The following is a 23,989-nucleotide window of genomic DNA, read 5'->3' on the forward strand; positions in this document are numbered from 1 at the left end:
TGTCACTCTCCAAAGCACATGGCTTCAATGCCTAGAATTCCGCCAATTAGGCAGCTGAACCAGGTGATGTTCATACACACGAGCCCACCGAAAATTCGGTAAATGCAGGCGCGTTTCATGTCCGGACTACCGCCATCGGCACCAATGTTTCTCAGCAGATAGATGCCATGGACAAAGGCCATAAGCCCAACCAGGAAGACGAAGGCGAAGACCGCCTGCAACGTCTGTGCTGGCATGAACTTGCCAAAGCCGGTGGCAGCTGCCGCATTGCCCGCCGAGATGGCTGCTGAGTCCAACGCCAGGGTGCCCCGTCCTTCATAGCTGACGCCGGTTGCATTGGCGCTTACAAATGAGGCTCTCATCAGGCCGTAGACCCAGCCTACCGATAGCATGAAGGTGCCGACGAACATGTGGATGAGCGCTTGCCCAATGGTTTTGTTGCTGCGTCCGGTTTGTGACTGATACACGGCCATCAGGCCATTGGCGAAAAGCAGCACGCCAAGGAAGGAAGCGAGGCCGAGCACCACTGAAAACAGGGAGCTCAATTGGCCAACCGTGTCCACATCAGCAGCATTGGCAAAACCGGGGAAGAGTGCCATTGCGGCCAGCCAAGGGGTATTTTTTGTTGTTTTCATGGCATTAGTTTCACTTCGATGAGCGTGCGGATGCGGTGTCTGCGTTGTTTTTGACGGGATCCAGGTTCATCAACACCAGGTTTGCCATCAACTGTTCCTGACGCAGGGACTGCTTGTATTGCTGTACGGAGAGATGGAGCATGAACGCATCCATTTCTGCGGCACGTTTCTGGAGCTCATCCGGTGACACATAACCGCTGTTCGCTGATTTGTTGGCACAGGAGTTGGTTATCTGGCAAAGCCAGTCGGCACTGCCGAAGCGGTCGTCAGCGAATTTCTGCATGGCAAACAATTCACCCGGTTTGCGGGTCTGCCCATCGGCTTCCAGGGTACCATCGCGAATGATGGTCACCTCATCCAGCGAAGCCAGCGCCAATTTGCGCACGTTCTCTCGACGATCATCCTGCAGTTTGGCCTGCTTGTAGGTACCGGTTTCCACCCCAAACCCTGCAGACAGGGCCACAACAGGGGTGATGGCGTTGGCGGCCAGCTCGTTCTGAATCATCACCGCCTTGTATTCATTGGCGTCCAGTTGACCACCAGGCGGGCTGATTGCCAACGAGGGTTTTTCACACAGGGAGTTGCCCTTGGCATCCACCAGGCCTTTGCAGACCTCAAGCGTCTGAATCGACTGCTTCACCTGTATTTCTTGAACATCTTCGACAGTCGGCCCCTTGCCGGTATTCCCCACTGGTTTACCCCGGCTCATGTCCGAAATGGCCTTGCGGGTCGCTTCCATGATTTCTACCTGACTGTCGGAGGCGCACAAGGCATCGTTCAGGATGTTGGAAACCGTGACAGTTTGACAGGCGTCCTGGGCGGGTACCGATTTCTCCAGCTGCTCGGTATTCTGGATATCCTGCTGGGTTTTGCCGAAGCGGGCAATCATGTTGGCGAACCCGTTGTTCAGCGAGTCTATTTCTAATGCCGAAAGAGCGCCCATTAAATCCATTTGCGCAAGCTGCATGGCCTCGTCTTTTGCCCACTCGAAAGCACGCTGAATGTTCGCCGAAATGGCCTGCGCCAGGAGCGCCGGGTCGGTTGTAGGCAGCAGTGCATTCGCCATCTGGGTAGACAGCATGCCCGTTACAGCCATGGCCGCCACTAGCCCACGCATCTTGTATTTTTTCGGGGTTTTCATGAGGATTCCTATCACTGGGCCAGTTCGATGCCAAGGTTCAGGTTTCTGCTCAGATCGGCAACCTGACGCTCACGGCAAAAGGACTCGAAATACTTGTTCAAGCCAACGAGAGATTCTTTGATGGTTTCGAGATTGTGCGATCTGCCGCTATAGCTCGCGTCGGGCGAGGCGACTTCTTCGAGGGTATAGGGAAAGGCTGGGAAGCTTGCAAGGACGAGGCTAGACATGGGCCCACCGCTACTTATTTATTCTTATATTGATGATCATACGGGGTGGCTATTTACCCGTCAATCAGTCAATATATGAAAAAAAGAATGGCCAAGAGGTCGTCATGGACTCAATTTCCGCCGCACCAACCTTGTTCTCCCCGGAGGCTGTCGCCGAATTTTGGGGATCCATGCAGCCTGACGCTCGGGCCTGCATCCTGATGTTCGAGAAGAAAGAGACGTTCACCTACAATTTCAAGGAGCTTCCCGAGCTTTTCATCCGCATGGCCCACGCACTGCCCCGCGTTGCCCAATTGCCCATTGATGAAAAGAGCCAGGATGTCCTGGTGAAATTGATCCCTCTGCTGGTGAGTATGCCCTTCGGCACCTGCGTGTTCGCCATTCACTGGCTGAATCATCAGGCGGGGGACAGTCCGATCGGCTGGGGCACCTTGTGCTACCTCGAAGCAACCAATATTACCAACAATGTCATTGACCATCCTCACTACGATTTGGCCAAGCAGCTGGTCGAGCGTATTGCCACGATGATGAGGGTGAGAAAGGTCATCGGCATGCACTCTCAATGGCCTTTGAAGTCCAACTGATTAGGGATTTACTGACATGAAACAGATCTCACTGAAACTCACCGCCCTGATCTCGCTTTGCGGCGCATTGACGCTCTTCAATGCAGAGCCTGCGTCAGCCGGGGCATGCCAGACCTACATCGACAAAGCCAACGCTGTATTCGGCAACCTGATCAAGGATTCCTGTGTTGGCATCAACACCGACGCCAGCCTGGCCAACAACCCGTTTGTTTATGTGAATGCGGATGGCGGATGCGACCTCGGTTTGCAGCTACCTGGCCTGCCTGATTTCGGTTCGATCACTGGTGGTGGAATCAACGCCTGTTCCATCGTCAAGGCTGTCACTGGCTCCATGGTAGACACTGTCAACTCGTCGATCCGTGGCGCAATGAACGACACCGTTAACGGTATCAACAACAAGTCGCAGCAAGTTGGCGGCATCGACGTCATCAACAGTGGCAATACCAACATTGGTGACATGGTGACCGAACAAATCAGGAATGCGGCTGCAAATGCGGGCCAATAATGATGAGAAAAAACCGGATCTGGGTCATCGAGGCACCCGGCAAGGTTGATTCATTACGTGCCGCACTGAAGGATGCAGGGTTCCTACACGACAGGATCCTTGCCACTTATGGCCGGCTCTATGACTTGCCCGAAGATCGGCTGGCGCTCGACCCAAACAACCCTCACATTGTTGCCTGGCAAGCCAAGCGACCCGATCAGATTCGCAAGCTCAAAGGGCTCATTGAATCGGCGGATGAAGTCCTGATTGCCACGGATAGCGATATCGAGGGGGAGCTCATCGCCAGCCAGGTGGCCCACCTGTGCCTGAAGGATCAAATTGTCGACCGAGTGCACCTGGTGGGGTTTTCTGCCGAGCATGTTGAGCAAGCAGAGCTCAATCGGATGCGAATTGATGCCGACCGGGTATGTGCGGCCAAAGCCCGGCGCTTATTCGATCGTCACTTGGGTTTCATGCTGACAGCTGAGGATGACAAGTGGCGCATGAGTATGGGGCGCATCACAACGCCCATAGTCAGAAGTTTGCAGGATGACCCTGCTGAAGCAGTGGTGATTGACAAGGCATTGCCAGATGGCTGGCATGCGATCATGCGCCTCCCGACTACGCAATCGGTGCACGCCGAGACGGTGCTTGGTCTCCTGCATGCGCTGCCCACCCCGGTGATTGAAGTTTTCCGCCAGGAGCAGCAGGTCTTTGAGTGCAAACCCCTCACCGGCCCAGAGGCATTGTCGCTTTGCTGCAGATCGTTGAAAGAACCCCTCAATTCGGTATTGGAGTCACTTCAGCGCAATTATGAAAAGGGGAAGCTCAGCTACCCCCGCTCTGACAGCCGAAAACTCGGGGAAGTCAGTATGCGCTGGGCCGAAAGGATGGCGCAGGTCTACAGCAGACCATTCGACCGAGAGGTGGCTGCTTTTCGGCAAGGGGAGAAGCTGGCCCGCTCCTACGAAGCCCACGAAGCAGTCATGCCCATGGTCGAAGATGTTCCCGACTCCAGCATTCCAACCAGCAGCCTTTCTACCGACGAAGCGGTCTTGCGCGTCATTGCCATGCACAGCATGCGCTTGGGGGAGCCGGGAGAGGTGTTTACCCGTGAAACGGGCAAGCTTCAGCTCAATGACGACGGGCGGCGATGGGAGCATGTCTTACGATCCTGGAAGGGCAGCCTGGAATTTGTGCGTGATACTGATCCCCTTGGCGACCTCAAGCACCCCCTGAGAAATGAGTTGGCGCGACCTGCAGACACTCACCAGGCTGGCGTTTCACTCTGGCGTCACGAGGTGGGGCATGTGGTGATGGAAAGGTTGGTCAGGGAGGAGCTCGGCAGACCCTCGACCATCAAGATTCATGCGCAAAAAACTGCCCATAACTACCTGGATCGCTATGGCGTGGTTAACGGGCGCGGGCAATTGATGCTCAAGCTTGTGGCCGAGCGCTCCCCTGAATTGGTCAAGCCCCTGGTGGCTGTCAAAATCGAAGAGGTGTTGACGCAAAAGGCCCCTGGACTTTCAATCGATGCCCGCTTGCAATCGGCCTGGAAGGTCTTGAAGCAGGCGCCGCTCGGCAGCACTGGCAAAAGCAAAGGACACTCCCCTGCTCCGGCAACTCCGCCCCAACACTCGGTCGAAGTGGTCGCCGAACCGGCGCCTGGCCACACCGATCTGGACAATTCGCCATCACCGATTTAAATGCTTATTGACGAAAAACTGGGTTGACTACATACTTCACAAACCCTAATAAAAACAGAAAGGTAGATAAGAAAATGGGTGTTATGAGTGCGGCCAGAGCCCTGGCCAATGGCGGTATGGCCAACATCAGACTGAGCAGCCAGATCCTCAAAGAAGTAAATACCCTGATCAAGGCCAGAAGCAAAGAAGAGGTTTCCCAGGCATTGCTGGATGATGCTTCGATGACCGCATTCGGCGAAAGCATCTACGAAAAACTGAGCTTGCCGCTGAAGAACCAGGTGCCCTTGGCGGGGTTCATCGACCTGGTGCTGAAAAACCGCCAGACCCTGATGAAAAAACCGCGCAATGTGAAAAAAGCGCAAAAGAAATAGGGTTTTTTTGACACTTATTTACCGTTTGAGTCTCCGAGTACTTGATAATTTGCGTTTCCGGCGCCATTCTATGCTCCATCAAACATAGCGTGCCTCGGCAACACACCAAATCGAGTACGACGGAGTCTCATCATGAATATCACTGCTACCCACCAAGACATTCTGGGTGCCCTGTCCAAATCGAAAACCCCCTTGACCGCTGAGGAAATCGCCAAGTCGCTGGGCACTTTGCGCAACAAGGTCAACATTCCGCTTAACCAAATGCTCAAGGAAGGTCTGATTGCGACCAACAGCGCTGAGCCCGGCCCACCCAAGTTTGAAATGGCTGAAGGCGCTGCAAAATTCCAGCTGAGCGCCGCGCCGGCCCCGAAAGCTGCCGCAAAAGCCGCCCCAAAAGCTGCCTCGAAAAACGCTGCCAAAGCCGCGTCGAAAGCCGCGCCTGCGGGCAAAGCGGGCAAAGGCCAAAAGGTGGTGGATATCAAGCAAGGCTCGCGCCAGAAACAGGCGGCTTCTTCGGCTAATACTGCCCAGGCTGGCGCGCCAGTCGGATCACCCTCCCCCCTGGAGCCGCGCCTTCAAATACTGCAATTGCTCAATACCAAAACGCGCCGCGAAGAAGAATTGATGGCAATTGATGGTCATGAGGCCATTTTGGGCGACCTCATTGCCAATGAACTGGTCATCCAGGACAAAATCATGGATGAGATGACCTTCAAACTCACCGAAAAAGGCCGTACTGAGTTCCCAAAATCGTTCTTCGAGGCACTGCCCAAGCCGGAATCTGTCAAAGCCGTCGCCGCTGCAGCAGCTCCTGCTTCAAGTGAAGGGGTCACCGCCACCCCAACCAAGCGCAGACCCGGTCGCCCTTCCAACAAGGAGCTGGCCGAGCGCCGGGCCGCAGAAGCAGCCTCGGCTGGTACCGCCACAAATACACAGGTCGATGCCGGACAACAGGCTGCTCCTGTCTTGGAGCTCACCGAACCCGTAGCAACAAGACGCAGACCCGGTCGCCCATCGAAGGCGGAGCTTGAACGCCGCGCAGCAGAAGCTGGGCAAAGTGGTGCACAACCAGCAGCCATGCCGGCCCCGGCGCCAGCACCACAAAAACGGGCTCAGAAACTGGCTGAGAAACCGTCCCAGTCGGCGGACTCCATGAGCCTGAGTGGTGAGGATATGCTGGAATTCAACCGCTTGATTTCGCGGATGTTCGATGAAAAAACGCAGAATCTTCGCCTGCAAAACGAGTCGTATCGCAAGGATGCTGTGGAGTTGGCCAAGTCGATGTCCGCGCTGGCAGCCAACATCGCCGCCGTTAGTGAGCGCATTCTGAAAATCTTCGGCTGATTCAGTGATCGAGGGCCCTTTCCTCAGCGATAGGGCCCGGCTTTCGACCCATTTTCAACTCATCCCTGCCCCAATCCTCCCAGAATACCTCGATCGACATGGCCGTCTGCTCGTAGTTTTCCAACGAGGAAAGCGCCTGATCGGACATAATGGTCATCATTTCAGATCGCATGGCGTCATCCTCCAGGCCAGCAATTCTGCCCAGGTTATTGGCGGCCCAGGCGTTACCGCTGGCATCAATGGTGGTGGAAAGGTGCAGCAAGCTCTCGCGTATCCATTGCGATGAGATACCCATCTGACCTCGCATGCCGATCAGGTCAATTTCAGCCTGAACACGCTTCATCATGAATTGAACTACCAGCTGCTGATTATCTGCAGTCGAGGTGACCCCAACGGCGGTGATTGCCGTGCGCAGCGAATTCTCAAAGGCTTGCGCGCTGTGCAGATCCCCTCGATGGGAATAGGTGATCATCAACGCTGCCGCATCCTGCAAAGGCTTGTGCCGCGTACTCATGGCACTATGAGCAAACTCACGGTAGATATTCTCTGCAGCCATCACCAGATCACGATCACTTAGCGCCTGGAATGATTTCGGATCAACCCCGGACTTTGGAAGGCTTTGCATCACATCAAAGGTATTGTGGGTCACACTGCCAGAAGCCCTGAACGGCAGGATGCACAATGGCAGGAAGTCCCAGGAGCCAGTGATCTTGGCCATAAGGCATGCGGAGTAGATGTCGGCAAAAAGCTCTTCGCGAAACGTCAGGTTGTCACGATTGCCATCGCTAACAAACTGATCATACGATTCGCCGTGAAGCACGCTTGAGGTCAGGCAATGGCCCAGCTCATGTCCGAACAGATAGGTTTTGGCGATATCCTGGGGGTACCAGGTGTGGGCAAAAGCCTCTACAGATTTTGGCGAAAATTTCAGTGCGGCGAAGCGCAAGCCATCCTCGCCTTCAAATCGAAATGAATGGGCACACTCGTCCTGCTGCTCATGCCGCAGAAAGGCCATCCTGGCGAAGGAATTGTAGTTCTTGCCCTGTCCAATCTCGTGGTGGAGCTCGGCTTGAGCGCGCTTGTAGAGGTGATGATCCTTGGCGTACTGCGACAGGCTTTCCAGGTAGCCGACCAACGGAATGTGGCCAGTGAGCACTTCGTCAAACCGGTCAAGATGAGGGTTTTTAAAGCGAACGTCCTTGATCAGCTTGGGCGGAAGCACCGCAACAATGTCTGCCAGTGCGGGGTCGTCCGCGTCCATCAGCAGTGTGCCTGGGACGGCGAATCGCATGTTCAGGACTTTATTAAAGGTGGACATTTTCAAAATGGCGTTGCCAAGCAGCTTCTTTCGCACCATTTCGTCCGTGCTGGCCTGGCGCATTAGGCCAACAACTGGGTCTCGCTCATTGTCCACCAAAGCCATGACATAGGCAGCCAGGGTCGACAATCCCTTGAACTCAATGTCTCGCACAAGGCTGGTTAGGCGATCGGAGAGGCCTTTTTGGCCCTGCGTCTTAAGCACAATCGCGTTGCGAAGCAGATCTTTGGCTTTCATCTTGATCACCTGGACGTCATACTTGATTGTGTACCCTGCGAATCGGAGAAATAAACCCCATGATCACCCTGGACTCTCATCTAACCTTTATCGGTGTCGACGAGGAAACCGGGAAACCTCGCTGCGGTTTTTTCACCGATCTGGTCGATACGCAGGACATGCCTGTGACCGCCGCCATTGAACATGGCGCAATGACCCTCATGCTAGGCACAGGGCGCTCCATTCAATTCCAAATGCCGCACGCACTGCTGGCATACGTTACCCAAGGTGCCGACTTCTGGATTGGCAACATCGGGGGCAGCGGAGAAGCCTGGCTGATCAGCGTGGAGATGATCGAAGCCCCCTAGAAGTCGTCGTTCTCGGAGAACTCCCAGACATAGCGACTAACCTGCATCAATTTCAAATTGAAGCCTTGCAGCAGATCGTTTTCACGGGTGATGCCCTTCTTGTCCATCGGTACTGCCCGGAGCATCTTGATCTCGTCCCCCAGGGCATCGAGTCGCATCAGCCGGACAAAAATCCTGAGGCCAATCGGGTGGGCACTTTCCCCTGAACCGATTTGCATCACCAAAAACAAGCCCGATTGCCCCGTCACCCGCGCAGCATAGAGCCACTTCGCGGATTTGAATTTCTCGTAAAATCGCTTGGGTATGCCCAAATACACCTGTCCGTTCGAGGGCATGAGTCCAAACATGGAAGAGCCATAAGGGCTAAGCACAAAGGTATGCTTCAACGAGTTTTTTGGAAAATCACTCCGAAAATTCAGAATCTCATGCCCAAGGTTGAGCAGCAAGGTCTCTTCAGGGGTTTTCCCCTCAAGCGGGTTGTTATCTCTGGCCATGAGCTATCTATTTTCTTGTTTATTGAATGGGTAGATATTAGAATCAAAGAAAAAACAAAGCAAGGTTGTATCATGTCAAACGACCCCCGAGCTATTGCGATCGAATCGATCGAAGACATACGCGAAGCCTTCAACGCCTCAATGGCGCGCCTGAACATGAGCTCGTACAAGGTCGACGTGGACAACGAAAAACACCCGGTTGAAGTGGTAACCCACCCTGGCGTACTGCTATCTCGACTGGCCATGCGCGCCGAGGAGATTGCGATTCTTGTGTACGGCGTGCGGCTTTTCCCCAATGCGTGCTATTTGGTCAGCAATGAATCACCGTGCGGAATGATCATTAAGCACTTCGAAGACTTGAGTTTTGATCAGCAAACCGACATCAATATCCAGCAAAGCCAGGAGCGCGAGGTGGCGACCCTGGACACCTTGACCCGTGGCTTGATGGGCATGATTCTGGATCGTGCGATCGGTGACACCTTCGAGATTGACCCCAAACAAAAGCTGGTCAAAATCAAGCCACACAACATGGTCATCCACGGTCTGTTCAAGATCACCCAGGAGTATCAGGATGGCCAAGGCCTGCCCCTTCTGGATGCGAACATGGTCGCCTTGTCCGACTTGCAAGGCATGCTGATGGAAGCGGAGCCGCTCCTGGCTTTGAACAAGGCTCGCGAGAAGGCCTTCGAGATGGAGCAATTGCAGCGCCAGCGCTTCGAGCGCCTGGCAGGCCTGGAGGGTGGTGTAGATGGCCTCTAATCGCGGTTCCGGTCGTAGTCACGATGACGACGATGATCCCATCTCTATGGTGGATAACCTGGAGAAAGGATTCAATGACGCCGATGAGAGCAGTGACAGCAGCAATGACCACTTTGTGCGCCGGGTGCGTGAGCGCGAGCGTCTGCGCGCCTTAGAGCGCGAACGCGCGCCCGCCAACTGGCGCGAGCAGCCCAAGCTGGAAACCCCGAAGCCAAAATCTTCCACTGAGTCCAAGCCGCTGGATCAGGGGCAGGGTCGCATCCAGTATTACCGTGCGCTGCAGGGGTTTTTGCAGGCCATGACTGAAGCAGCCCCTCTGTATGTGGGTGAACGTCGACGCAACCCGCACCTCAGTGATGATGATTTGAAGCAGGTGGTCGCCCAGAAGTGCAAGGAGCACCTGAGTTTGGTGGATTTGTGCTTGACGGCCAACAACGCCGACAGCCAGGACATCTTGCTGCGTTACATGCGCAGGGCCCTGGCCAAAAACCTGGCCAGTCTGTACGTGGACACCCCCATCGAGACCTTGAGCGGCCTGGTTCAGGTTGCACAGCAATGGGTGCTGGAGAGCAGTGATTTTGAGAACTCAATGGCTGAAAATGCCACCGGTGACGGCAACCTCGTGATCAAGCTGGCACTGTTTACCGCGACATTGAAAACCCAGTCGCGACTGGATGGCCTGTGGTGTGCGCATGAGCCGAAAGATGTCCTCAGGGAGCTGTCGAAAATTGCCCTGATCCTGGCGAAAGACGTGGCGTACAGCTGGAGCAAGCGCTCCCAGATTTCCGACAAGGAGAATCTCTTCAGCAGCGCCCTGCCCCATTGCCTTGACGCTGCGGAAAAAGCCTATCGTGAATGCGTGATGGAAGAGCTGGAGCCGATCGAGTATCTGCCTAGTGATCCCGGAATGCCGCTACCCTTGTTTGAAAACTCATTTGAGTCGCTGGACATGGGATATGAAGATGAGGACGCTCAGGCCCTGATTGAGCGCGTTCGCACCCTCGCAAAAGGTTACCTCGACAACACCAAGATTCCGGACTTACTCCCGGATGAGGCTGCTCGGTGGAAATCCAATTATCTTGCGCACATCGACAGCCAAATGTCGGAGGCATGGGAAGATGCGGGAGCTGACCTGATCGATAAAATCAGCGCCATGTCCGATGAAGACAAAGAAACCTATCTGGCACAGCATGAGCATATGGATTTTTCTCGGTTTGAGGAAAAATTGAAGGATCGGCTGAATGAGGGTAACTTACCGCTTCAGGACATCACCCTTTCATTCGATCGTGTCAGAGACAAGGCCAAACATCACCTGGCCTGGATCTGGGCGATTTCCGATTCATTGATCATGTCGCGCAGCGAACAGCTTCCGGAGGATTAACATGAATTTCAAGCGCAAGATGCGTAACACGCTGGGTCTTGGCTGCTTGGTGCTGTCACTGGGAGCCAACGCCTTCTTGATCCCAGTGAACGATTACGCAAAGCTGGCCCAGCAGATTTATGAAGACATTCAAACGCAGATGCATGCGGCGATCGAATATGCACACCTCGATTCGATCATGCAAATGTACCACACGGGTAAAGACAGCTCGATCATGGCGATGAACAATGGTGTGGCCAACACCGTAGCGCGCATGAATCAGGTGCTTACCGACATTCATAACAAGCGCCAGCTGGAGCGATCACTGCCGACCCGCGACGCCTGCACGACAACCATCAATGGCACTGCTATTTCCGACCTGGCATGTGGCGACAGCTCGGTGCTGGACACCTATCAAGACGTGATCGACACCGTGTCAGGAAACGTGGTTGGGCTGTACGCCAAGGCCAAAAGCGTAGGCCAGGGGATTACCGGGCTGGTCACCAGTGCGTCAACGTCCGGTGCATCAGCGACGCTCACTGAATCACAGAAGAACTATGCGGCTTATCTGGCCACACAGATCGCCACTTTTGACAAAATCAAGGCCTGGGGGGATGCGGGCAAAGGCGAATTGGCGAGCGACCCTCGGCTTCTCATGCCCATGGGCAACTACAACCCGCAATTCAGCCCCGAAGACCTGGAAATGGCCCAGACGTATGCGTATGTCACCTACCCTCCGTACGTGCGTTTCAATCCGACCGACCCCACCGAACCTCAGGAAATCCTGACAGAGCTGCGGATGAAGAACGCAGTGAATGATGTGGGGGCTATCATCAACCGGCACATTCAGATGCGTACCCCGCCAGAACCTGGACAACCCTCCAAGTTGACGGCACTTGAAGCGCAAACAGCCCTGCGTTTCACCGACCAAGGCGCTCTGGCAACTGACGGGAAAAGCTGGGTGACCAGGGTTACTCAGGACAACACCTACACGACCAGTGCCATCAACCGCGAAGGTGCGATCATGAAGTCGATTCAGTTGCGCCAAATGATTGATCGGTACGAATCCAGCCTGATCAAAGAACAGCTGCTGGCCAAATACGTGCTGGGCGTCATCGACAACCCTGCCAATAAAATGTGAGCGGGCTTGATGGCACTGTTGCTCATCGCTCACGATAGAGAAAATAAGAGAGATTGCTTCCATGAGTGAGCCCCAATCCCTACCCAAGTGGGAAGTGCCTAAATCCTATGATATTGGCGTAGCGTACTACTTCCGCAACCTGTTGAAAGGCAATCCCTACCAGGAGCGCTTTTTCAAGCAGTGGATTGCCCGTATTGATGAATCAAACATCAAGAACTACTACGACTACGAGACCGACAAGCCTCTGCGTTCGACGCGTGGGGAGCAGCCTCTCGAAATCGCCGTGGATCAGATCGAGCGCATGGTGCAAAGCGCCAACTTGCCGCGCAAGATCGAAACGCAGCTGTTTGATCAGATTGACTACCTGTCCGACAACAAGGGGAAGATCGACTTTAAGCGCGTGAAGGAGCTGTTTGCCTATGCGGGCATTGAGGGCGTCTACGACCTGGAAAACAAGCGGCATTTCCAGGTGGAATATGATCCACCCTTCACCGTCGACAACCTGTTCATTGATCGTTGGAGCGATCAGGATCGTGTCGACATGGCCAGGATGATGGCTGAGAAAGGGGAAATCCCTGATCATCGCCAGAAAATCGCTGGCCTACAGACTGTTATTGCCGAACTGAACATGCAGGCGCTCAGTGATTCGGGCATCCATGCCAAGCTTCAGGAAGCATCAGCGCAGTTCATGGCGCCCGCACCTGGCTCAAGCATTGAGGAGTTGGAGCGCAGCTCGCGGGAGGCGGCTAATGCTGGTAACAGCATAGAGGCGCTCAGCGCCCAGGCAGCAGAGGAAAATGCGCGCTTTGAGCAACGCGAAGACATTCTTCAAATGCGTGCCCAGATCGAAGCGCTGCAGCAGGATGAAGCCATCAAGCTGGCCAAGGCGGTGGAAAAAGTACCAGCAAGCCTTGCTGAATTTCCTGTGCTTGACCCGAAATTCGACATGGAGTGGGACGAGTCTTTTGAGCGATCGATTGATGATGTCGATCGGTGGGCCAAGGCCTATTTTGACGGCAAAGGCCCTGCAGATTTTCCCAATCACGAGCCTGACGCCGAGGAAGCTGCCACGCTGGATAGAAATTGCATGGAGGCCAAACGTTATGACCTGGCCCGTTACAACAAGGCATTCAAGGAGTTTGAGGCAGGCCCGTTGCGCCAAATCAGGATCCGCAATGCAGGCTTCAAGGACTGGGCGCTCAAGGATTTCGTGCTGAGCTCGGTGAACCGTGGCGAAATTGCCAAAAACCGGATTCTCGACGTGCCCCGCGACTTCGCGAACGCCGTCAAGGCGGAGCTGGCTGACGGCCTGATGGCGAAAATCAAGGCGCCGACTCGTATTGAGAAAATTCACGATGATTCGGGGCGCTACACACTGGTTCTTAACAACCTGGATGTTGGAAGCTTTCATCCAGATGAGGTATTGAGTATGAGCACGGACATCAACGAAGCACCCCAGGATCCGAAGGCGATCGAAGAAGCCAAAAGGCGCGCTGAGGAAAAGAACAACGATCCTGCCCTGCAGGACGCCGACAGTGACGCCTACATTCCAGGTGAGCCAGATCCGCAAACCCGCCGCACAGCGGCAGCAGGGGCAGCGGCAGCAGCAGATCGTTTGATTGATCCGGGCCAACACATTCCGGCCCCGAAAGGGGCGGCTGCTTCTCGGCCTCAAGATCCGACCAAACCCAAGGACGCCTTCCCAGGCATGGGCATGAGCGGCATGGGTGGTATGGGTGGTATGCCACGCGGTATGGGCGGCATGGGCATGCCGCCACCACCCCCGCCGATGTTCAATATTAGTTTCGGCCTGCCCAAGACGCCGAGCTTCAAAGGCCTGTCGTCTCGGCCTGGTGTGTTCTCGCGCAATGCCTTTGATCCGGGTGTTACCGCCAACAGCATTAATGCCAAGATGAACCACATCAACGGCCTGACCTCGATGCTGGAGACCGGTACGCACGCTGACGGCAAGCCGCTGAGCGCCGATCAGACTCTGCGTGGCTGGAGCGAGTTGACCAACAGCATGAAATCCCTGCAGGAGGACGTGACCAAGGCCCACAAGTACGGCGAGAAGAAAGGCTCGCCGGCACTGGCCGAATCTGTCGGGGCGGCTGACCAGTCATTGCGCAAGGTGCGCTCGGTAGTTGATGAAAAGGCCAAGGAGCCCGGTGCCGTAGGCGAATGCGCCAAGCAGGCCAAGGAGCACATGGATAAAGTCATCGCCATGATCCAGAGCATCGTCAAGATGATGATGGCCATGTTCTCGAAGGGCCGCAGCAACGAGCGCAGCAGGGAGCGTGAAGAGTCCCCTGAGCCGACTTGAGTGGCTACCCATGATCTTTCACAGAGTTAGGCTGAAAAACGCCCTGGTGCCCATCAGGGGCCTGCTCTGTGAAGACTGGGACTGGTTCAAGCGGAATTATCCCGATCACCTGCGAGACCCCCTCTCGCAAAACATGTGCTTGCTGACGACCGCCTACCTCTTGCACCTGTTCACCCAGGCGGGTGTGACGGGCTGGACGCCCCGCGAGGGCGTGCCTTTTGTCGATGAATTCAGGGTGGATGATCATTATCCGTCAGGGGGCATGCTTGCCAGGAATCAGCAGTGGTCAGCCCATGCCTGGCTGGAACACGAGCAGGGCTGGATTCTCGATCTTACGGCAGACCAGTTTGGCTATGCTGAGATCATCCTCACCCGAAACACCGACCCCCGCTACAAGTGCAATATCCCGCAGCCAGAGGTGGTTAAGCGCATCGGTGAATGTGCGCTTTCCCTTGAATGGTACGAATACCATCTGGCAGAGCCTCGGGCGCGCCTTGTGATCGAGCAGTTCAGGCAGATGATGAGCAACCCGCCCCAGCTTGATATTCACCTCCCCCTCAGTCGGAGGGGCTCAGAGGAGGCTGCCCTGTAGCGGGGCTTCATGCGCCGGGGCCACCTGAACTTTGGGGCGACCCTGGACAATGTCCAGCAGATCGTCGTACGTGATTTCACCGAGAAATACGCGATAGGCATCCCCGTGACAGGCTTTCGGTGCGCAGAAGCAGCCCAGCGTCTGGCCGCGCAATGTTTCCAGGTTCTCAAGGATCCAGCGTCGCCGGTCTTGCTCGATCTTCTCGTACCCAGGCTTTCCTGCCAGCCAGTCATGGAAGGCCAGGATGCAACCCGCACGGTCGAACACCTGATTTTCATCCAGGGGGTTTTTACCGCCGATCGGAAAGGGGTTCCCGAAATGATAGGGGTCGCGGCTGCGCCCAATGAAAATGGTGTGATTGCTGTTTGCGCGAATATTGGAGACTTTGGTAATCATGGCTTGTCCGCAAGGGTGCTCAAGGAAGACAATATTAGTATAAGTCGAGGAGAACAATAAAATGAAAGAGACTTGGTTCGTTGCCTATGACCCCACCACCACCCTGTGGGACGCGAAGGCCATTGCTCCAGATTTTCCCGATGACGCCTGGTTGTACAAGGTGATTGCCCGCAATGCCCACGAAGCCATTGTCTTTGGCCTGGAGCAGCACAAGGCCCTGATGGCTGACCTTTCTCCCACCGAGCTGAGGGTTGCGCAGAGCATCGTGAGGCAGGTTAATCGCGTGGAGCGCAAACCTGATGAAATTCTCATGATTGACGTCCCGCAAAAATTACTGGCTGGGGCCCAGACACTTTCAGAGCGCGGCTTTTTCAACCGGGCGCACCATGAAGAGGTGTTGATCCGGATCTCATCTGCAGGCTGGAAAGCCCTGCAGGATCACGTCGAAAAACAGCGTAAATTCGAGGACGAATACGACTACGCTCAGTTGGCCTGAACGTCTGGAGAGCCAAGGATGGCTGCCCCATGCCCCGCGCCCAGCCCAGGTGATGGCGAAGGCGGGGCCGTCTTAGTCGCCCCCGTCACCACCAGCATCTGTGTCGGCGAAATACCCGCCAGCATCGCCTCCGGATTGGGCGTTCCCACCGTGTCCGGACTTCGTGGGAGCACTCAACCACAGGAAGAACGCACTCATGCAAAACCAGAAAACAAAGGCGACAATCAACACTGGTGTCGGCAAGCCGCGAAACACCCCCCACGCGTCGTTGGCCCAGATACACAGGACAAACAATATGGCAGCAATGGCTAGCACAGGCATTTGAAACTCGAACGGATTGGCAGGATCAGTGGCGATACCGGGCCTGGTATCGCCTGGGAAAAGGGCGAAATGTCATTACTCGGATGCTAACGGCTTTAGTCGCCGCCACCACCATCACCGCCGCAACCGCCTCCGTCACCCCAGCCACCAGCATCTGTGCCGCCACCAGAGCCGCTCTGATTGCTACGACGACCACCGCTTGATTCGGTGCGCTCACCCATTTGACTACAGACTGCTGCACTCGTCCAAACAAAGACGATCAGCCCGCATATGGCGATAGCCCAGAGCATACTGTCATCAAGCTTGTTTAGCTCGGCAGCTGATGCAGTGAGTGGCATGAACAATCCGAGCATCATCCAACGCATTTTTAGCATGAGCAATTCTCGATATACGCCTAAATTGGCGCAGCCACATGTTCGCACAGCCACCGAATAAATCAAGAGCCTTTGACCAGGCCACCCTGAAGCTCAGGTCGGGGTCACCGGGGGATCGCTGCCCCCTCCTCAGCGACATCGTCCTTTTCATCGCCGAAAACCCTAGTCACCTGGGCTTCTTCGGCCAATGCCTGAGCCCCACTCGACGAAGCATCAGGGCGCATCCAGACTTTCAGCAGGCCAATTATCGTTCCAAAAAAACCTGTCAGCATTATCCCAAGTACCGGACTGAACCCAGCAGCGTGACCCATTTCCAGATAGCGGGAAACCAGCATGTACAAGATCCCAGAAACCCACATGCCTGGGAAGATCCAGAGAATTCGAATCATGACCTATCTCTACATGCGCCGAAATTGACGCTTTGTCATGCTCTCATATTTTGGACGCAAAATAACCCCGAAAAAACAAAAAGCGAGCCGTTCGCAAGCGAACGAAGCGACGACGCCCCTAAACTTCGGGGCAGCTTCGGACAACGAGAAAAATGAGCAGAAACAATGGGTTGGTAAACTCTTGCTACACGCCATTGGGTGACGCATAGCACTACAGCCAGGTCATCACAGAGCGATGCCCAGTACCCAGGACAGCGGGGCTGAAACTTCGTCCAGTACGGGTTTTTGCTGAAACTCAAATGCCTGGAGCCAAATCAGCGCCCCCAGCGACCAAATGCCAATCATTGCGACATGGGCGATTCGTCGCCCCCATCGGGTTTTGCTGGAAGACTGCCGGGCCTGGTGTTGTTGCAGCCATTTGAATTCCGCTGCAGTCAGCATGACCAATTTTGCACTCATGCCGACCCCTTGCTGGTATTCGTGCCTACAAAGGGCACCCTTTGTGGGTCAACGGATTGGCATTAGGGCCATCAATGCTGTTACTACGGTACGCCCCATGATGCGCCCCCAGTCAACCCTGGGAGGTTGGTCAAACCGCTGCAGCCGCGTCTTTGGAAAGCTCATAGAGCTTGGTGCGAACATAGTCATCGGCACCGATTTCCGTGCAAATGGCATCGATCTGCTCGATCATGCCTTCCTTCCCCTCCTCCTCAAGGCTTTCGGCGGTCGAGGCGCGCAGGCGCTCGACGAACTGACTATCCCTGACCAACCCCTGCTGGAACTGATCAGCATTCATTGAGGCATCGGTGAAGACGATCGGCACAGTTTTAAGTGCGATGCGCTCAACACCGTCCTGGGTGACGGCGAACACATTGACCTCAAGCGACTCTTCCAGTGCAGTTAGGCGGATCAGACGGCCTGCCTTGATGAGCGTATGACCCTGCTCGGCCTCCATGGTTGGAATCGAGGAATCGGGCTCTGCAACAATCCCCAGGGCGGGAATCACCACGCGGGCACGGCTGCCCTGATCCAGTCGATTGTGCCCACCCCAGGAGGTGTGACACTCCATCTCCAGCTTATGCCATTGGCCATTGTCATTGACTTGGATTTGATAACGCTTGGCGCTGTATCCGGCGACATGTGCCAAACCCGAAGCCTGGAGAATCGCGGCGATATGCCCTTTGCTACGGTCAAGCCAGCGGCCATCCCTGGGCACCAGAACAGCCTGGCGCCCCTTCACCGCATTGATGATCTCCAGCACTTTGCCCATATCACGGTTTTCGTGCAGCAGGTCACCCAGGACAACAGGCAGCAGCTGCCGCTCAGCAGCGATCTCGAAGGCGTTCACCAGCTTGCCCATGGACGTGTCCCAGGTGTTGTCCACGCGCCCTACACGGCGCTCTGAGCCCAACCATGGGTCACCGATCAGAAGAAAGCCCTTCATGCCGGTAATCACGGAGGTTTCAATGCTTTGCGGGTTCAATTCAAGCATGGGAATGCGCTCCAATGGTCTGTTGGCAGGTAGGGCAGATGCCACCGAGTTGCGCAATCAAGGCGTCCTTGCGCTCCTTGATGGCGACTGCTTCGTGCTGGCAGGCTGTGATCTTGCCCTTCCAGGCGTCGACAGCAGCGGACGTTTTGTCCAGGCGATTGATCAAGTCAGCCTGCGCCGACAAGTCCTTGAGGGTTGGTGCTGCTACGGGGAGGAGCGCGTGCACCGCCTGCAGGATTTCAATCGCCTTGATGCTCTTGCCCCAGCGAACCCCGAGATGCTTGAGCTTGTTCGAGTCATGCAGCACTGGCACTGCCGGCGCTCCAGGCACGCTACGCAGCTGTCTGAGGATGTTGACCACCTGGCTGTTGCGCTCAATGCCCTGAATCAATGACTGCAGTTTCTGGGTTTCCATCAGCTGGACAGGCACCAAGAAGTAGCGACTGACCTCTTCAATTCCGGATTTCAAAATGCCGATCGCTTGTTCGGCATGGTTCAACTTGGCATCCAGCTTCGCCAGACGCGCCATTTTTTGACACTGCTGAATCAGTTGCTCGTGACCGAACAGCAAATCGTCATCTGGTGCCTCGTCGAGCAAGGGCGACAAGATCTTGAGCTGGTTCTTGATCCGGTTCAGCTCAATCTCCAGCGCAGCCTTGCGCTGGCGGGCATCCATGATCTGCTGGGTGAACTGCTGGAGCATGCGCTGAACGTCTCGCGACTCACGCCCCAGTGGCAGCATCTTGGCCCGATCCATCGGTGTGTATCGACTCGACAGGAGGTACTTGGGCTCATCCTGCGGATGCACATGAATATCCTGGCCATGGATTCGCCCCATTGCCAGGTAGGTGTGCAGCCATTCGGGCACCTTGCCCTTGCCGGCGTTCGAGCTTTCGATGCACATCCCGTTTTTGTCTTTGAGCTCAAGGCTGGTGCGGTTACTGCCTTTGCGGGCGTATTTCCAGATCAGGCTCATGCCCTCTTCAAGCCCGATCTCCACCTCGAAGTGAGGGCGATGGTGGCGAATCCGGGTCTCGGTGCCGTCGTTGTCCAGCAACTCCGACACGGCGGTGATGAACTTGCTCTTGCCAAGGTCGTTGTCACCAATGATCACATTCACCCCTGGGCCCAATTCCACCAGGATGTTCTCGTGCGGCCCGAAGTCCTTCAGGCGGATGTATCGCAGGGCGTTATCAGGATACTCGACGCTGTCATCGACCACCTCATCGCTGATGGTGCGCGAGTGGGTTTTGCCATTTTCGCTGTAAATCTCGATGATCCGCGAGTAGCCGGAGAAGTACGCAGCGGGTTTGTGACTGATGTAGATCACCTGAATGCCCAGGCGGTGCGCCAGCTGCTGCATGACAGCCGCAAAGGCCGGAATGTACATTTCAGCCAGATGGCAGTCCGCTTCGTCCAAAAACAGCACGCGTCGGTTGGGGTGGCGCGCCAACACGACGAAGCGCAGGCCCATGGCCACGATGTTGGCAATGCTGCCGCCCCGGTCACGACTGACGTTCTCCAGATCGCCGTTGGAAAGGATGTCCACATCCAGCGCCGCCAGGTTGTTGCGCATCGAGCTGGTGAAAACGATCTTTTCACTGGTCTTGTTAGGCATGATTTCATGAATCAGGGAGGTCAGCAGGTCTTCGAAAACCCCCTTGTTCTTGGCCTGCACTTTCATCTGCAGCGCCAGCAGGGCATGCTGAATGTCGTCTTTACGCATCAGCAGGGCATCACACGCGCCGATTTCAACCGATACCCGCGCCATGTCGTTCATGGCCTGCCGAGCCACGCCTTTCAGCTCGCTTTCGTCACGGGAAAGCTGCTGGACGGTCGCGGTCAACAGGTTCAGCTCGTCAAGGGGGTTCACTGTAGGCTGCAGAGTCATCGCTTACCCCCGAGCGCTAGGCGCGTTATTCAGGCGGTTGAGCTGGTCTCGAATTTCGCTGATTTTGGTGCGGCGGGCACTGACTGTGTTTTTGAATTCCGCGACCGCCCGCAGGTTTTCGGCATTGCCGGTGGTGAACAGCGCACGCAGCTCGTCAAGGGTGTTGCACCCTTCTGCCTTGGCCTGAGCCGCCAGCTCGGCAGCCTGAGCCTCGTGATGCTGAAGTTCGGTACCCAGACGGATCAGATCCGCCTGATTTTGACCCTCCAGTTCAATAGCCTGCTTGAGGTCTGCAGCAGCGTCAGTAGTCGACATGGTGAATCCTCCAGTGTGATGTAGAAAGTATAAGGTAAATTGCCATTTTGTCAATTTACATGTTATTCGATTTAATCAATTTTATGAGGGTTCGTATTTCCGGGGAAGTCGCTATTTTCGCGCATGCGGCTGCACCACAGAAATGCAAATTGGCTCCGAGGAGCCAATTTTCAGGCAAACCAATCGGTGATCAGCGACTCGGGCCATCCTGCTGCGGTGCTTTGTAGTTAAAGGGGGTTTTGCCAAGCCCCGAGCACACTTCCTTGAGGTACGGCGAAATCTCGGTGACGATAAGCTGACCGAATTTACGCTTGGTTTTGGCGTAGGACATCACCAGCTTGTGCTTCGCTCGGGTCATGCCGACATACAGCACCCGGCGCTTTTCCTCCAGGACGTCATTGTCTTGCTCCTTTTCACCGGGGGTGGTGTCCTTGTCCAGCGCCGGCAGGTACACATGCCCCATTTCCATCCCTTTGGAGGCGTGAATGGTCATGATGCGGATGGTCTGCAACTGATCCGCTTCGGTTTGCCGGCTCATGTCGCCGAGCATGCTCAGCTCTTCAAGGATATCCTCGGGCTTGCGCCCCTCCTCCAGCTCGCGGAAGAAGCGGTCGAGCAGGAAGGCGACGTTCTGCAGGGAGTTGGCAATGGCATCGTCCAGCGGCACGTTGTCTTTCTGTGCCGCAGCGCGGCGGACGCCTGGGCCTAGGTAGGTTTCCCACAGGCGCTCAACGCCCGTGCGTACGTAGTCCACGTGTTCGCCATAGGCCACCAGCTTGCGGATGGCGAGCATCGAGTCCAGCAGCGGGGCCAGTTTCAGTGACACTGCCGAGGGCTCTTTCTTGGCATTGGTTTTCGCGGCCATCTCCACTAGATAGGCGTGCGCGGTCTTGCCTTGGGCCATGGCTTTCTTCGCACTCTTGTCCGACACGCCAAAGCTGGTGCACTTGAGCAGCCGGCAGGCGGCCATGGAATCCCATGGGCGGAACGTGAAGCGCAGCAGGGCGATGGCGTTCTTAACCTCGGCGCGTTGATAGAACCCGATGTCACCCACCACCTGGTAGTTGATCGCATTCTGCACGAGCGCCTGCTCAATCGCCGGCTTGGCCTGGCGCGAGTGATAAAGGATCGCAATTTCCTTGCCTGGGATACCGTTAGCCAGATCACGCTTGATCCCCCTGGCGATGACATCGGCCTCCTGCTTGTCCGATTCGAAGGCCACGATCGAAACCGGTGCGCCTTGCGGATACTGGTCATGATCCTTGTACACGGCGCCATCGGAGAGCTTCTGGTTCATCCGGGCCGCCACCACGTTGGCAGCTTCGAGGATGGCCGGGGTTGACCGGTAGTTGATGTTCATGTCGATCTTGACCGCTTTGCGGTAGCGCTGCATGAAGGTCAAGATGACCTGGATGTCCGCGCCCCGGAAGCCATAGATCGATTGTTTTTCGTCACCCACCACCAGGATGTTTTCATGGTGCCTGGCGATCTGATCCATGATCCGCATTTGCACCGGGTTGGTGTCCTGGTATTCATCCAGCATCATGTAGCGGTACCGCTCCGCCAACTCCTGGCCAAGGCGTGGGTCACGCATCATCAGCTGATTGGCCACGACCAGGATATCGTCAAAGTCGATGCCATTGGCCGAACGGCACAACAGGGTGTACTGATCCCAGGCATCCTTGGTGACGCGATACAGCACGTCAGAAGGATCGCCAAAACCGATCATCTCCCGCGCATAGGTTTCGGCGGTATGCCCCTTGGCCCTGGCCGCAGCCATTTGCTCCTCGATCTTCTTGGCCCAGCGCTTCTCGTCGATCATTTCCTGGGTATCCTTGTCGAGCTGCTTGATAGCTTCCTCGAACAAGGTTGAAGACTCGCTTTCATCGAAAATGGTGCACTCGTTGAAATCGATGCCGATCGATTCCAGGTACGGGTGGTTGGCATTGGCCTTAAGAATCACCTTGTAGATGATCGAGTGGAACGTGCCTGCGGTGATGTACTGGGCGACCTCGCCCACCATGGTCTCCAGGCGCTCCTTGATCTCGTCGGAGCCCTTGTTGGTGAAGGTCACCAGCATGATCGAAGTAGCCGGCACATCCTTGATCAGCAGGTGCGCGGTACGCACGATCAAGGTTTTGGTTTTGCCTGCGCCTGGGCCTGCAATCGCCGCAACTGCACCATTGAGGGTCATGGCGCATTCGCGCTGCCGCTCATTGAGCCCCTGCATCAATAGCTCGATGCGCTCTTCTTCGCTATCCAGTGCCACGATGTCTTTGAGTGTAATCGCCTGTGCCATGCCGGCTCCCGCTGGTGCATTCATGCTTCTATTCTCGCCCAGGTCTGGGTCATAATTCAATTATAGCGTATATTGACAAGAATCAGTTCGGCTGGCAGATTGTCCGGGTCGACAGCTCAAACGTCAATATAGTCATTACTCGAAGGCTGCATCAGCCATCGACTTCCTACTAACAATATGATTTACAACGGATTTTTGAAATGGCTGATGAAGCAGATGTAGCAGGCGAGTTCCAGGAAGCATTTTTGGCGAGCAGCCTTGAAGCCCAGCGGAAAAAGGTTTCTGACTCACCCAAAGCTACCGGCAAGTGCCTTTTTTGTGACGAACCCCTTCATTCATCCCCTGCGGCGGGAGAAGACCCAACCAAGGTCAAGCGTCCGCGCTGGTGCGACAAAGACTGCATGGACGACTGGCAACGTGAAGAAGATGCCAAGCGTCGTAAATCTGGCCGCAATCCAGTGGTGATGCCACTGTCGAACGAAGAAGAAGGCGAGTAAGCATGTCCCGCCTGGCCAGCCCCTCCTCCGATATTCCGGCGAACAATCGCATGAGCGCCGCGCAATTTCGTGAGTTGAACAGCCAGGCAGCGAAAGGTAAAAAGGGGCGCAATGGCAAATTCAATGCCATTGTCATCACCACCAGTGAGGGCCGCTTCGACTCCAAAATGGAGTATCAGCGGTATCTGAACTTGAAACTGATGCTGCGTGCGGGTGAGATCACTGACCTGCAGCGCCAGGTGCCCTACGAATTGACAGCCGGTGGTATACACATATGCACCTATGTGGCTGATTTTGTTTACAAAAAACAGGATGTGACAGTCGTTGAGGACGTCAAGGGGTTCAGAACCCAGGAGTACCGTCTGAAGCGTCGACTGATGAGGGACATTCTTGGCATCGAAATCCTGGAAACAGGTAGAGTCAGAAAACCGAAAAAAGCATCCCCATAATAAT

General features: G+C 55.5%; 27 protein-coding genes. 14 read left to right on the forward strand and 13 right to left on the reverse strand.

Going from position 1 to position 23,989, the window contains the following annotated elements; translation table 11 throughout:
* Nucleotides 1-2: 2 nt before the first annotated feature.
* From ACLCGK_RS02865 to ACLCGK_RS02875, 3 genes are read right to left on the reverse strand one after another with little or no spacing between them, the layout of a single operon-like run.
* Entirely contained in the window at nt 3-635 is a 633-nt protein-coding gene (locus ACLCGK_RS02865; RefSeq protein WP_082476851.1) for a hypothetical protein, read from the reverse strand.
* A gap of 10 nt (nt 636-645) precedes the next feature.
* Entirely contained in the window at nt 646-1,776 is a 1,131-nt protein-coding gene (locus ACLCGK_RS02870) for a hypothetical protein (protein WP_410951228.1), read from the reverse strand.
* 11 nt (nt 1,777-1,787) lie between these two features.
* Nucleotides 1,788-2,003, reverse strand: a complete 216-nt coding sequence (locus ACLCGK_RS02875) for a hypothetical protein (protein WP_056799890.1) — start codon at nt 2,001-2,003, stop codon at nt 1,788-1,790.
* A gap of 104 nt (nt 2,004-2,107) precedes the next feature.
* On the opposite strand from ACLCGK_RS02875, the gene ACLCGK_RS02880 reads away from it, so the two are divergent.
* The 5 genes from ACLCGK_RS02880 (at nt 2,108) to ACLCGK_RS02900 (ending at nt 6,495) form a co-directional block, all read left to right on the forward strand.
* The gene (locus ACLCGK_RS02880) at nt 2,108-2,587 is read left to right on the forward strand and encodes a hypothetical protein (RefSeq protein ID WP_056799893.1); all 480 of its coding nucleotides are present in this window, start codon (nt 2,108-2,110) and stop codon (nt 2,585-2,587) included.
* A 16-nt stretch (nt 2,588-2,603) separates the two neighbouring features.
* Nucleotides 2,604-3,092, forward strand: coding sequence for a hypothetical protein (locus ACLCGK_RS02885; RefSeq protein WP_056799896.1), 489 nt, complete (start codon nt 2,604-2,606; stop codon nt 3,090-3,092).
* Complete coding sequence (locus tag ACLCGK_RS02890) at nt 3,092-4,780, forward strand: DNA topoisomerase (protein ID WP_410951229.1); 1,689 nt, start codon at nt 3,092-3,094, stop codon at nt 4,778-4,780. Before ACLCGK_RS02885 ends, ACLCGK_RS02890 begins: the two co-directional genes overlap by 1 nt.
* 23 nt (nt 4,781-4,803) lie before the next feature.
* Entirely contained in the window at nt 4,804-5,151 is a 348-nt protein-coding gene (locus ACLCGK_RS02895) for a hypothetical protein (protein ID WP_256659164.1), read from the forward strand.
* Nucleotides 5,152-5,283: 132 nt separating this feature from the next.
* Nucleotides 5,284-6,495, forward strand: coding sequence for a hypothetical protein (locus tag ACLCGK_RS02900; RefSeq protein ID WP_410951230.1), 1,212 nt, complete (start codon nt 5,284-5,286; stop codon nt 6,493-6,495).
* 1 nt (nt 6,496) lies between these two features.
* On the opposite strand, the gene ACLCGK_RS02905 is transcribed toward ACLCGK_RS02900, so the two are convergent.
* Entirely contained in the window at nt 6,497-8,050 is a 1,554-nt protein-coding gene (locus tag ACLCGK_RS02905) for a hypothetical protein (RefSeq protein ID WP_056799907.1), read from the reverse strand.
* 59 nt (nt 8,051-8,109) lie between these two features.
* Here ACLCGK_RS02905 and ACLCGK_RS02910 point away from each other — a divergent pair, with 59 nt between their 5' ends.
* A complete protein-coding gene (locus ACLCGK_RS02910; protein WP_410951231.1) occupies nt 8,110-8,397 on the forward strand; it encodes a hypothetical protein in 288 nt (95 codons plus the stop codon).
* Here ACLCGK_RS02910 and ACLCGK_RS02915 read toward each other — a convergent pair.
* Complete coding sequence (locus ACLCGK_RS02915) at nt 8,394-8,891, reverse strand: hypothetical protein (RefSeq protein ID WP_056799911.1); 498 nt, start codon at nt 8,889-8,891, stop codon at nt 8,394-8,396. The two genes, ACLCGK_RS02910 and ACLCGK_RS02915, sit on opposite strands and share 4 nt — an antisense overlap.
* Nucleotides 8,892-8,963: 72 nt before the next feature.
* Between ACLCGK_RS02915 and ACLCGK_RS02920 the strand changes: the two genes are divergently transcribed.
* From ACLCGK_RS02920 to ACLCGK_RS02940, 5 genes are all read left to right on the forward strand, one after another.
* Nucleotides 8,964-9,650, forward strand: a complete 687-nt coding sequence (locus tag ACLCGK_RS02920; RefSeq protein WP_410951232.1) for a hypothetical protein — start codon at nt 8,964-8,966, stop codon at nt 9,648-9,650.
* A complete protein-coding gene (locus ACLCGK_RS02925) occupies nt 9,640-11,031 on the forward strand; it encodes a hypothetical protein (protein WP_410951233.1) in 1,392 nt (463 codons plus the stop codon). The genes ACLCGK_RS02920 and ACLCGK_RS02925 overlap by 11 nt, the downstream gene beginning before the upstream one ends.
* Nucleotide 11,032: 1 nt before the next feature.
* Entirely contained in the window at nt 11,033-12,151 is a 1,119-nt protein-coding gene (locus ACLCGK_RS02930) for a hypothetical protein (protein WP_410951234.1), read from the forward strand.
* A gap of 61 nt (nt 12,152-12,212) precedes the next feature.
* Nucleotides 12,213-14,474, forward strand: coding sequence for a hypothetical protein (locus ACLCGK_RS02935; protein ID WP_410951235.1), 2,262 nt, complete (start codon nt 12,213-12,215; stop codon nt 14,472-14,474).
* Nucleotides 14,475-14,484: 10 nt separating this feature from the next.
* On the forward strand, nt 14,485-15,066 hold the full coding sequence (locus ACLCGK_RS02940) for a hypothetical protein (RefSeq protein ID WP_056799927.1): 582 nt from the start codon (nt 14,485-14,487) through the stop codon (nt 15,064-15,066).
* On the opposite strand, the gene ACLCGK_RS02945 is transcribed toward ACLCGK_RS02940, so the two are convergent.
* Nucleotides 15,046-15,462 carry a DUF4326 domain-containing protein gene (locus ACLCGK_RS02945; protein WP_410951236.1) on the reverse strand — a complete coding sequence of 139 codons (417 nt, stop codon included), beginning with the start codon at nt 15,460-15,462 and terminating at the stop codon, nt 15,046-15,048. The genes ACLCGK_RS02940 and ACLCGK_RS02945 overlap by 21 nt on opposite strands.
* A 61-nt stretch (nt 15,463-15,523) precedes the next feature.
* On the opposite strand from ACLCGK_RS02945, the gene ACLCGK_RS02950 reads away from it, so the two are divergent.
* Nucleotides 15,524-15,958 (forward strand): hypothetical protein, encoded by a 435-nt coding sequence (locus ACLCGK_RS02950; RefSeq protein WP_410951237.1) that lies wholly within the window; start codon nt 15,524-15,526, stop codon nt 15,956-15,958.
* A 416-nt stretch (nt 15,959-16,374) separates the two neighbouring features.
* On the opposite strand, the gene ACLCGK_RS02955 is transcribed toward ACLCGK_RS02950, so the two are convergent.
* The 7 genes from ACLCGK_RS02955 to ACLCGK_RS02985 all read right to left on the reverse strand — a co-directional run bounded on the left by ACLCGK_RS02955 (nt 16,375) and on the right by ACLCGK_RS02985 (nt 23,039).
* The gene (locus ACLCGK_RS02955; RefSeq protein ID WP_410951238.1) at nt 16,375-16,653 is read right to left on the reverse strand and encodes a hypothetical protein; all 279 of its coding nucleotides are present in this window, start codon (nt 16,651-16,653) and stop codon (nt 16,375-16,377) included.
* A 104-nt stretch (nt 16,654-16,757) separates the two neighbouring features.
* The gene (locus ACLCGK_RS02960) at nt 16,758-17,042 is read right to left on the reverse strand and encodes a hypothetical protein (protein WP_056799937.1); all 285 of its coding nucleotides are present in this window, start codon (nt 17,040-17,042) and stop codon (nt 16,758-16,760) included.
* A 225-nt stretch (nt 17,043-17,267) separates the two neighbouring features.
* A complete protein-coding gene (locus ACLCGK_RS02965) occupies nt 17,268-17,501 on the reverse strand; it encodes a hypothetical protein (RefSeq protein WP_410951239.1) in 234 nt (77 codons plus the stop codon).
* Nucleotides 17,502-17,631: 130 nt separating this feature from the next.
* Nucleotides 17,632-18,534, reverse strand: a complete 903-nt coding sequence (locus tag ACLCGK_RS02970; protein WP_410951240.1) for a hypothetical protein — start codon at nt 18,532-18,534, stop codon at nt 17,632-17,634.
* Nucleotides 18,527-20,407, reverse strand: coding sequence for an AAA family ATPase (locus ACLCGK_RS02975; RefSeq protein WP_410951241.1), 1,881 nt, complete (start codon nt 20,405-20,407; stop codon nt 18,527-18,529). The genes ACLCGK_RS02970 and ACLCGK_RS02975 overlap by 8 nt, the downstream gene beginning before the upstream one ends.
* Before the next feature lie 21 nt (nt 20,408-20,428).
* Entirely contained in the window at nt 20,429-20,740 is a 312-nt protein-coding gene (locus ACLCGK_RS02980; protein ID WP_056799943.1) for a hypothetical protein, read from the reverse strand.
* Between the two features lie 190 nt (nt 20,741-20,930).
* Entirely contained in the window at nt 20,931-23,039 is a 2,109-nt protein-coding gene (locus ACLCGK_RS02985; protein WP_410951242.1) for an ATP-dependent helicase, read from the reverse strand.
* Between the two features lie 200 nt (nt 23,040-23,239).
* Between ACLCGK_RS02985 and ACLCGK_RS02990 the strand changes: the two genes are divergently transcribed.
* A complete protein-coding gene (locus ACLCGK_RS02990) occupies nt 23,240-23,536 on the forward strand; it encodes a hypothetical protein (protein ID WP_056799949.1) in 297 nt (98 codons plus the stop codon).
* Nucleotides 23,537-23,538: 2 nt separating this feature from the next.
* Nucleotides 23,539-23,985 carry a DUF1064 domain-containing protein gene (locus ACLCGK_RS02995; RefSeq protein ID WP_410951243.1) on the forward strand — a complete coding sequence of 149 codons (447 nt, stop codon included), beginning with the start codon at nt 23,539-23,541 and terminating at the stop codon, nt 23,983-23,985.
* The last annotated feature ends 4 nt before the right edge of the window (nt 23,986-23,989 follow it).

Source organism: Pseudomonas sp. S1(2024) (assembly GCF_046557535.1).

Excerpts from the sequence above, each read along its gene's own strand:
- ACLCGK_RS02865 (WP_082476851.1), bottom strand. The coding sequence starts at position 635 with ATGAAAACAACAAAAAATACCCCTTGGCTGGCCGCAATGGCACTCTTC.
- ACLCGK_RS02870 (WP_410951228.1), bottom strand. The coding sequence starts at position 1,776 with ATGAAAACCCCGAAAAAATACAAGATGCGTGGGCTAGTGGCGGCCATG.
- ACLCGK_RS02875 (WP_056799890.1), bottom strand. The coding sequence starts at position 2,003 with ATGTCTAGCCTCGTCCTTGCAAGCTTCCCAGCCTTTCCCTATACCCTC.
- ACLCGK_RS02880 (WP_056799893.1), top strand. The coding sequence starts at position 2,108 with ATGGACTCAATTTCCGCCGCACCAACCTTGTTCTCCCCGGAGGCTGTC.
- ACLCGK_RS02885 (WP_056799896.1), top strand. The coding sequence starts at position 2,604 with ATGAAACAGATCTCACTGAAACTCACCGCCCTGATCTCGCTTTGCGGC.
- ACLCGK_RS02890 (WP_410951229.1), top strand. The coding sequence starts at position 3,092 with ATGATGAGAAAAAACCGGATCTGGGTCATCGAGGCACCCGGCAAGGTT.
- ACLCGK_RS02900 (WP_410951230.1), top strand. The coding sequence starts at position 5,284 with ATGAATATCACTGCTACCCACCAAGACATTCTGGGTGCCCTGTCCAAA.
- ACLCGK_RS02905 (WP_056799907.1), bottom strand. The coding sequence starts at position 8,050 with ATGAAAGCCAAAGATCTGCTTCGCAACGCGATTGTGCTTAAGACGCAG.
- ACLCGK_RS02910 (WP_410951231.1), top strand. The coding sequence starts at position 8,110 with ATGATCACCCTGGACTCTCATCTAACCTTTATCGGTGTCGACGAGGAA.
- ACLCGK_RS02915 (WP_056799911.1), bottom strand. The coding sequence starts at position 8,891 with ATGGCCAGAGATAACAACCCGCTTGAGGGGAAAACCCCTGAAGAGACC.
- ACLCGK_RS02920 (WP_410951232.1), top strand. The coding sequence starts at position 8,964 with ATGTCAAACGACCCCCGAGCTATTGCGATCGAATCGATCGAAGACATA.
- ACLCGK_RS02925 (WP_410951233.1), top strand. The coding sequence starts at position 9,640 with ATGGCCTCTAATCGCGGTTCCGGTCGTAGTCACGATGACGACGATGAT.
- ACLCGK_RS02930 (WP_410951234.1), top strand. The coding sequence starts at position 11,033 with ATGAATTTCAAGCGCAAGATGCGTAACACGCTGGGTCTTGGCTGCTTG.
- ACLCGK_RS02935 (WP_410951235.1), top strand. The coding sequence starts at position 12,213 with ATGAGTGAGCCCCAATCCCTACCCAAGTGGGAAGTGCCTAAATCCTAT.
- ACLCGK_RS02940 (WP_056799927.1), top strand. The coding sequence starts at position 14,485 with ATGATCTTTCACAGAGTTAGGCTGAAAAACGCCCTGGTGCCCATCAGG.
- ACLCGK_RS02945 (WP_410951236.1), bottom strand. The coding sequence starts at position 15,462 with ATGATTACCAAAGTCTCCAATATTCGCGCAAACAGCAATCACACCATT.
- ACLCGK_RS02950 (WP_410951237.1), top strand. The coding sequence starts at position 15,524 with ATGAAAGAGACTTGGTTCGTTGCCTATGACCCCACCACCACCCTGTGG.
- ACLCGK_RS02955 (WP_410951238.1), bottom strand. The coding sequence starts at position 16,653 with ATGCTAAAAATGCGTTGGATGATGCTCGGATTGTTCATGCCACTCACT.
- ACLCGK_RS02960 (WP_056799937.1), bottom strand. The coding sequence starts at position 17,042 with ATGATTCGAATTCTCTGGATCTTCCCAGGCATGTGGGTTTCTGGGATC.
- ACLCGK_RS02965 (WP_410951239.1), bottom strand. The coding sequence starts at position 17,501 with ATGAGTGCAAAATTGGTCATGCTGACTGCAGCGGAATTCAAATGGCTG.
- ACLCGK_RS02970 (WP_410951240.1), bottom strand. The coding sequence starts at position 18,534 with ATGCTTGAATTGAACCCGCAAAGCATTGAAACCTCCGTGATTACCGGC.
- ACLCGK_RS02980 (WP_056799943.1), bottom strand. The coding sequence starts at position 20,740 with ATGTCGACTACTGACGCTGCTGCAGACCTCAAGCAGGCTATTGAACTG.
- ACLCGK_RS02985 (WP_410951242.1), bottom strand. The coding sequence starts at position 23,039 with ATGGCACAGGCGATTACACTCAAAGACATCGTGGCACTGGATAGCGAA.
- ACLCGK_RS02990 (WP_056799949.1), top strand. The coding sequence starts at position 23,240 with ATGGCTGATGAAGCAGATGTAGCAGGCGAGTTCCAGGAAGCATTTTTG.
- ACLCGK_RS02995 (WP_410951243.1), top strand. The coding sequence starts at position 23,539 with ATGTCCCGCCTGGCCAGCCCCTCCTCCGATATTCCGGCGAACAATCGC.